This window comes from Streptomyces sp. P17 (assembly GCF_032436805.1).
Lineage (GTDB): Bacteria > Actinomycetota > Actinomycetes > Streptomycetales > Streptomycetaceae > Streptomyces.
In genome coordinates, this window is sequence record NZ_JAVRBF010000058.1 from 50,882 (window position 1) to 58,311 (window position 7,430).

6 protein-coding genes are annotated in these 7,430 nt (G+C 72.0%); 4 read left to right on the forward strand and 2 right to left on the reverse strand.

Annotation, left to right across the window (positions count from 1 at the left end):
• The first annotated feature begins 75 nt into the window (after positions 1-75).
• Both RMT89_RS31225 and RMT89_RS31230 read left to right on the forward strand, forming a co-directional pair.
• The gene (locus tag RMT89_RS31225) at positions 76-909 is read left to right on the forward strand and encodes a helix-turn-helix domain-containing protein (RefSeq protein WP_315887086.1); all 834 of its coding nucleotides are present in this window, start codon (positions 76-78) and stop codon (positions 907-909) included.
• Positions 910-1,280: 371 nt separating this feature from the next.
• The gene (locus RMT89_RS31230; protein WP_315887087.1) at positions 1,281-1,481 is read left to right on the forward strand and encodes a MerR family transcriptional regulator; all 201 of its coding nucleotides are present in this window, start codon (positions 1,281-1,283) and stop codon (positions 1,479-1,481) included.
• 32 nt (positions 1,482-1,513) lie between these two features.
• Here RMT89_RS31230 and RMT89_RS31235 read toward each other — a convergent pair whose 3' ends face one another.
• Positions 1,514-2,584: a zinc-dependent alcohol dehydrogenase family protein gene (locus RMT89_RS31235; RefSeq protein WP_315887088.1), complete on the reverse strand. Its 1,071-nt coding sequence runs from the start codon at positions 2,582-2,584 to the stop codon at positions 1,514-1,516.
• 72 nt (positions 2,585-2,656) lie between these two features.
• Entirely contained in the window at positions 2,657-3,862 is a 1,206-nt protein-coding gene (locus tag RMT89_RS31240; protein WP_315887089.1) for a cation:proton antiporter, read from the reverse strand.
• Between the two features lie 255 nt (positions 3,863-4,117).
• Between RMT89_RS31240 and RMT89_RS31245 the strand changes: the two genes are divergently transcribed.
• Together RMT89_RS31245 and RMT89_RS31250 are read left to right on the forward strand one after the other, a co-directional pair.
• Positions 4,118-4,339, forward strand: coding sequence for a cation transporter (locus tag RMT89_RS31245; RefSeq protein WP_315887090.1), 222 nt, complete (start codon positions 4,118-4,120; stop codon positions 4,337-4,339).
• A gap of 13 nt (positions 4,340-4,352) precedes the next feature.
• Positions 4,353-6,581 (forward strand): heavy metal translocating P-type ATPase, encoded by a 2,229-nt coding sequence (locus tag RMT89_RS31250; RefSeq protein WP_315887091.1) that lies wholly within the window; start codon positions 4,353-4,355, stop codon positions 6,579-6,581.
• The last annotated feature ends 849 nt before the right edge of the window (positions 6,582-7,430 follow it).

Consider the following 7,430-nt stretch of genomic DNA (forward strand, 5'->3'; position numbering starts at 1 on the left):
GTTCGGTCCGGGCACGGGCCCGGTGGTTCCTGGGAAGTCGCCTTCGGCCGGCCCCATCCCCGGTTGCGGCCGGGCTTGATCAGCTACCGCGGGATCCGGCTCGGCTTCGAGCGGCCTCGGCGGCGGCTGGAGACGCCGATCGGGGCGGCGACCTTGCTGCTCGGGTTCGGTGAGCCGGTGCGGGTCCTGCGGCCGGGGCGGGAGCCCGAGACGCTCGTGTCCTTGTACTGCGGGCCCACCACCACCCCCGCCGTCGGCGAGCACAGCGGCCGGCTGGCCGGGATCGAGGTGCTGCTCGCCCCCTGGGCCGCGTTCACGCTGCTCGGCACGCCGCAGTACGAACTCGCCGATCGCACCGTCGATCCCGACGAACTGCCGCACGCCTTGGACATCGGCGTCGGCGAACTGTCCGGTGCGCTGGCCGCGTTGCCGTCCTGGGAGGCGCGGTTCGGGCTGCTGGACGAGGTGTTCACGCGCTGGTACGCGGCCGGGGTGCCCAGTTCGGGGCGGGTGGTGCGGGCCTGGGCGGAGCTGGTGCGCAGCGGTGGCGCGATCCCGGTGCCGCGGCTCGCGGAGAAGGTCGGCTGGAGTCCCCGGCACCTGGAGAGCCGGTTCCGTGAGCAGATCGGGCTCGGCCCGAAGGCGGCGGCCCGGGTGCTGCGGTTGCAGCGGGCCCGGCGGCTGCTGGCGGCCGGACGCGGGGCCGCGGAGACGGCGGCCGTCTGCGGGTTCTACGACCAGGCCCATCTCAGCGGTGAGTTCAAGGCGATGACGGGGTGCACACCCCGGGAGTTCATGGCCGCCCGGCGGTTGCCGGTTCAGCAGGTCGGCGCCGCGGACCGGCTGGCGGGCGAGGCGACCAGTCTCGTACTCGCGTCCGGGGCCAGTTCGGTTTTTTCCAAGACCTGACGGGATCTCCACCGGCACGCTGTGCGCCTGGCCTTGGGCCGATGAGCCGATGCCGGCGGGGGAAACGGCGGGCCGGACCTGACGCAGCGGGTCCGGCCCGCCCTGCCGTCCCACATCCCGGGACGGACGTCAACGCGCCGCGCCCATGCGCCCGCGCACTCCTTTGCGTCACCTGTGTCACAAACACCCCCCTTGTGTCACACATGTCGCACGTACGCGGGTCTTGCGTCACACCCGGCGCACAGCCCCTGCCCTCCGGTCACCGGGCGTCGTTCACGGGGCACATGGCTTTGTGATCGCCAGCGCAGCGCCCGGTACCCCCGACGGCCGTTCCCGGCCGCCGCCGCGGCGCGCGCGGGGAGGTGCACCTCATGACCGACCGAAGGCTCTGGTCCTACAAGGAGATCGCGGCGCACATCCGTGTGCAGCCCGACACCGTGCGGTCCTATCGCAAGCACGGGCTGCTGCCTCCGCCCGACCATGTGGAGGGCGGCAAGCCCTACTGGTACGCCGAAACCGTCCGGGCCTGGGTCGCCTCCCGCCCGGGCAACCGCGGCCGAAGAGAGATCTGATGTCGCGAGGGTGTCCCCCCGGGGCACCCTCCTCAGCTCCAGGGCTCGATGACCGTCACCCCCGAGCCCGGCGCCGTGCCCATCGCCGCCAGCGCGGCCGGGGTCTCCTCCAGGGTGACAGCGGCGGTGACCAGGAGGCCGGGGCGCAGGACACCGGATCGTACGAGCTCCAGCATCGGCGGGTAGGTGTGCGCGGCCATGCCGTGGCTGCCGAGGATCTCCAGCTCCCAGCCGATGGCACGGGCCATGGGGACGGGCGTCGTACCGTCGGGTGAGGGCAGCAGGCCCACCTGAACGTGCCGGCCGCGGCGGCGCAGACCGTTCACCGAGGCGGCGCAGGTGGCGGGCGAGCCCAGGGGGTCGAGGGACAGATGGGCACCGCCACCGGTCAGTTCACGGACCGCCTCCGCCGGGTCCGGCACGCTCACCGCGTCCACGCAGTGGGCCGCTCCGAACTTCCTTGCCAGGTCCAGTGCCTGAGGCGAGATGTCGACGGCGACGACCCGCGCGCCCGACGCGGCCGCGATCATCACGGCCGACAGGCCCACTCCGCCGCAGCCGTGCACCACGACCCACTCCCCCGCCGCGACCCGGCCCTGCTGGACCACCGCCCGGAACGCGGTGGCGAACCGGCAGCCCAGCGAAGCCGCGGTGGCGAAGGACAGGTCGTCCGGTATCGCGACCAGGTTCACATCGGCGTGGTCCAGGGCGACGTACTGGGCGAAGGACCCCCAGTGGGTGAAGCCGGGCTGGGTCTGCCGCTCGCACACCTGCTGATCGCCCGCCGCGCAGGCGGGGCAGCTTCCGCAGGCGCAGACGAAGGGGACGGTGACCCGGTCGCCGGGACGCCGGCCGGTGACCCGGTCGCCGGGACGCCGGCCGGTGACCCGGGAGCCCACCGCCTCGACGACACCGGCGAGTTCATGGCCCGGGACATGCGGCAGGGTGATGTCGGGGTCGTGGCCCTGCCAGCCGTGCCAGTCGCTCCGGCACAGGCCGGTGGCCTCCACGCGTACGACCACACCGTGCTCGGCGGGGCGGGGATCGGCCAACTCACGTACCTCGGCGGGTTCGCCGTACTGCTCGAAGACCACGGCTCGCATGGCGGCTCCTTTCCTTCTGCGCGCAGGCTAAGCGCTCCGCTTGAAGGGCCGCGACGGGCGCCTCCGGCACCCTCACCACGACTCCGGCTCCCGTTCCTTGAGCGGATCCCTGTGCGCCGCCCGCCCACCCCGCAGCCGCAGCGCCGCCAGCGGGAACACCAGGACCGACAGCATCGCCGCGCCGACCAGGGCCGCCGCCTCGTCGGTGCGCAGTTCGCCCTCGCCGACGCCGATCGTCGTGATGGCGACGACCAGGGGGAGGGCGGTGGCGGCGAAGAGGGTGAGGGCCTTGCGTTCGCGGGCGCCCAGGTCGCGTGGGGCCAGGGCGTACACCGGCAGGCCGCGGACGACGAGGAAGAGCACCAGGAACAGCGGCAGGAGCAGCAGGGCGCGGCCGCCGGACAGCAGGGAGTCCAGGTCGAACTCGATGCCGGTGACGACGTAGAAGACCGGCACCAGGAAGCCGAACCCCATCGCCTCGACCTTCTCCATCACCGGTTCCGCGCTCTGCGGCGCCGACCCGTGCAGCAGCAGCCGCGCGATCACCCCGGCCGCGAAGGCGCCGAGCAGGGTGTCGAGGCCCAGCGCCCGGGAGATGCCGAGCATGGCCGCGAGGAGCAGCACCACAAGGCGTACGGCGAACTGGCCACTGGTGTGCAGCGTCACCTCGACCACCTTGGCGAACCACGGCGGCCGCGGCCGCGTGGCCCACCACACGGCGACCGCCGTCAGCAGCGCGAACGCGGCCAGCACCACCGTGGAGCGACCCGGCGAACGGCCGCTCAGCAGCAGGGCGATGGCGATGATCGGCCCGAACTCCCCCACCGCGCCGAACGTCATCATCACCGAGCCGAACCGGGAGCGCAGTTGCCCCGCGTCACGCAGGACGGGCAGGACGGTGCCGAGAGCGGTGCTGGTGAGCGCCGTACCGATGTAGACGCCCCGGTCGAACCCGGACAGCAGGGTGGCCAGGCCCAGACCCACCGCGAGCGCGATCAGCCACGCCCGCACCGAGCGGCGCAGGGTGGAGCCGCGGACCTTGTCGAACTCGATCTCGTAACCCGCGAGGAAGATCAGCATCGCCAGACCGAGGTCGGCGAGGGTGTCGATGACCTCGCCCTCCCCCGCCCAGCCCAGCACGTCCGGGCCGACCAGGACGCCGAGCGCGATCTCGAAGATGACGAGCGGAACCGGCAGCCACCGGCCGGCTCCCTGGGCGAGCAGCGGCGCCAGCACCGCGATGGACAAGATCAGAATGAGCGTCCCGGCCTGCGACATAGGGCGTACCTACCATAGAGTGCAAACAAATCAGCCCAATCAGGGGGATTTGCCGTGACCCACACTCCGCCGCCCGGCTCCCCAGGCCCGTATCCCCGGTTCCAGGTCAACTCGCCAATCCTCGGCACGTACCTCGGGCGGTCGCCGGCCCACAGAGACCCTTCTTGGAGAAATACCCCGTAGGGGTATACGGTGGGTAGTACGGGGACTCTCGTGGAACCCGTCAGCCCCACATGCCTCGACGAGGAGAACAACATGAGCGTGAGCGCCGTCTACAAGGTCAGCGGGATGAGCTGCGGACACTGCGAAGGCGCCGTCTCCGGCGAGATCTCCGAGCTCCCCGGCGTCAGCTCCGTGAAGGCCGTCGCGTCGACCGGCGAGGTCACCGTGATCTCCGAGGCCGCCCTGGACGAGGAGGCCGTGCGCGCCGCCGTCGACGAGGCCGGCTTCGAGCTCGTCGGCACCGTCGCGGTCTGACCGCCGTACGGCCATGACCAGCACCGCCACCGCGTCGAAGCCGATAGCCCCCACCTCCGAGGTCGAGCTGCTCATCGGTGGGATGACCTGCGCCTCCTGCGCGGCCCGCGTCGAGAAGAAGCTCAACCGGATGGAGGGGGTCAGCGCCACGGTCAACTTCGCCACCGAGAAGGCGAAGGTCAGCTACCCCGAGGGCATCGCGGTCGCCGATCTGATCGCGACGGTGGTGAAGACCGGGTACACGGCCGAGGAGCCGGCCCCGCCGGTGGCCGACGAGGCCGCCGCGCAGGAGCCCGAACTCGCCGACTACCGGCAGCGCTTCACCGTCTCCGCGCTGCTCGCCGCGCCCGTGGTCCTGCTCTCGATGGTCCCGGCCCTCCAGTTCGACAACTGGCAGTGGCTCGCGCTCACGCTCGCCGCACCTGTCGTCGTCTGGGGCGGCCTGCCCTTCCACCGGGCCGCATGGACCAACGCCCGGCACGGGGCCGCGACCATGGACACGCTGGTCTCGATCGGAACGCTGGCCGCGTTCGGATGGTCGCTGTGGGCACTGTTCCTCGGGGACGCGGGCATGCCCGGGATGCGGGACGAGTTCCGGTTCACCGTCGGCGGGATGGAGGGCGCCTCGACGATCTATCTCGAAGTGGCCTCCGGAGTCGTCGCCTTCATCCTGCTCGGCCGTTATCTGGAGGCCCGCGCCAAGCGCCGCGCGGGAGCCGCGCTCAGGGCGCTGATGGAACTGGGCGCCAAGGACGTGGCCGTGCTCAGGGACGGACGCGAGCGGCGGATCCCGGTGGCCGAACTGGCGGTCGGGGACCGGTTCGTCGTACGGCCCGGGGAGAAGATCGCCACCGACGGCATCGTCGTCGAGGGCGTCTCGGCGGTGGACGCGTCGATGCTGACCGGGGAGTCGGTGCCGGTGGATGTGACGGCCGGATCCTCCGTGACCGGCGCCACCGTCAACGCCGGTGGCCGGCTCGTCGTCGAGGCCACGCGGGTCGGCGCCGGCACCCAACTCGCGCGGATGGCGCGGCTGGTGGAGCAGGCCCAGAACGGCAAGGCCGAGGTGCAGCGGCTGGCCGACCGGATCTCCGCGGTCTTCGTGCCGGTCGTGCTCCTCATCGCCGTAGCCACCTTCGGCGGCTGGCTCGGCGCCACCGGGGACACCGTCGACGCGTTCACCGCGGCCGTCGCCGTCCTGATCATCGCCTGCCCGTGCGCCCTGGGTCTCGCGACCCCGACCGCGCTGATGGTCGGCACCGGGCGGGGCGCCCAGCTCGGCATTCTGATCAAGGGCCCGGAGGTGCTGGAGTCCACCCGCCGGGTCGACACCGTCGTCCTCGACAAGACCGGCACGGTGACGACCGGACGGATGACCCTGCACGAGGTGTACGTCGCCGAGGGCACCGACGAGAAGCTGGCACTGCGGCTGGCGGGCGCCCTGGAGCACGCCTCCGAGCACCCCGTCGCCCGGGCCGTCGCCGCGGGCGCGGAGGAGCGGGCCGGGGAGCTGCCGGTGGCCGAGCACTTCGAGAACGTGCCCGGGCGGGGCGTACGCGGGCGGGTGGAGGGCCATGAGGTCGCCGTGGGGCGGCTTTTCCGCGCGCTTCCCGAGGAGCTGGCCCGCGCGCGGGACGAGGCCGAGCGGGGCGGACGTACGGCCGTCGTCGTCGGCTGGGACGGGGCCGCGCGTGCCGTCCTCGCGGTCGCCGACACGGTCAAGGAGACCAGCGCCGAGGCCGTGCGCGAGCTGCGGGCCCTCGGGCTCACGCCGGTGCTGCTGACCGGGGACAACCGGGCGGTGGCCGAGGCGGTGGCGCGGGCCGTCGGGATCGAGCAGGTGATCGCCGAGGTGCTGCCCGAGGAGAAGGTCGAGGCGGTACGGCGGTTGCAGGGCGAGGGCCGGACGGTCGCCATGGTCGGCGACGGCGTCAACGACGCGGCCGCGCTCGCCACGTCCGATCTGGGGCTGGCGATGGGCACCGGTACGGACGCGGCGATCGAGGCCGGGGATCTGACGCTGGTGCGCGGGGATCTGCGGGTGGCGGCGGACGCCATCCGGCTGTCCCGCAGGACACTGACCACCATCAAGGGCAATCTCGTGTGGGCCTTCGGATACAACGTGGCCGCGCTGCCGCTGGCCGCGGCCGGGCTGCTGAACCCGATGATCGCGGGGGCGGCGATGGCGTTCTCATCGGTGTTCGTGGTGACGAACAGCCTGCGGCTGCGGACTTTCCGTTAGGGACAGGCCCTGCCCCTCTGGAGTCCGGCGCGAGCCTCACATAAGCTCTTCACAAGGCTCGCGCATCATCCTTACGCTTGGGTCCCGTTCGGTTGATCGGGGCTCTTGCGCATCTAACGGACATATGCAAGAGACGCAGATCACAGTGATGCGAACGTAACCATCGAAGGGGTTCGAAGGTCTAAGTTGGCGATGTCAGGAAGCGTCTTGGGGGGCGTGGACTGGCATCTGGGGATGTCTTGGGGGACTTCCTCAGAGATGCGTTGCCGGGGCACGCACACCGGGGAGCTTTGAGCGGCCCTCCCGAGCGTGCGTTGTCCCGGCAGACCGCACACCGAGTAGTACGAGGATTTCCGCTCGTTCTGCTCAAAGCGTTACCGCACAACAGCGATTCAGGCGCTGTCCTCACAGACGCCCGGCCGGATCCCGTGGGGGGAATCCGCACCGGGACATGGGAAGGCGCCCTGGACGTCGGCCCGTGGGGGGACCGCCGCCAGGGCGCCTTTCTCATGTACGTTTCCAGGCCGGCTCAATGGGCGCGGGGAACTGCACCCGCCCAAGGGTGCGGGGAACTGCGCGACCAGCCACATACGCCTTGAGCAGGGCCACAGCCCCAGTAGCGGGCACCACCCGAAAGCGGCACCCCCACCGGCAGGTGTCAGCGCTCCTCGACCGGGACGAAGTCCCGCTCCACCACGCCGGTGCTGCGCTCACCCGGGGGACAACCCCCGGACCCCCGGCCGCACGCTCCGACCCCGCACCTCGGCCACGAAGGGCCACAGCCCCAGTAGCGGGCACCACCCGAAAGCGGCACCCCCACCGGCAGGTGTCAGCGCTCCTCGACCGGGA

Bases quoted from the DNA above. Each gene is read 5' to 3' on its own strand.
- RMT89_RS31230 (WP_315887087.1), top strand. From the start codon at position 1,281: ATGACCGACCGAAGGCTCTGGTCCTACAAGGAGATCGCGGCGCACATC.
- RMT89_RS31235 (WP_315887088.1), bottom strand. From the start codon at position 2,584: ATGCGAGCCGTGGTCTTCGAGCAGTACGGCGAACCCGCCGAGGTACGT.
- RMT89_RS31240 (WP_315887089.1), bottom strand. From the start codon at position 3,862: ATGTCGCAGGCCGGGACGCTCATTCTGATCTTGTCCATCGCGGTGCTG.
- RMT89_RS31245 (WP_315887090.1), top strand. From the start codon at position 4,118: ATGAGCGTGAGCGCCGTCTACAAGGTCAGCGGGATGAGCTGCGGACAC.
- RMT89_RS31250 (WP_315887091.1), top strand. From the start codon at position 4,353: ATGACCAGCACCGCCACCGCGTCGAAGCCGATAGCCCCCACCTCCGAG.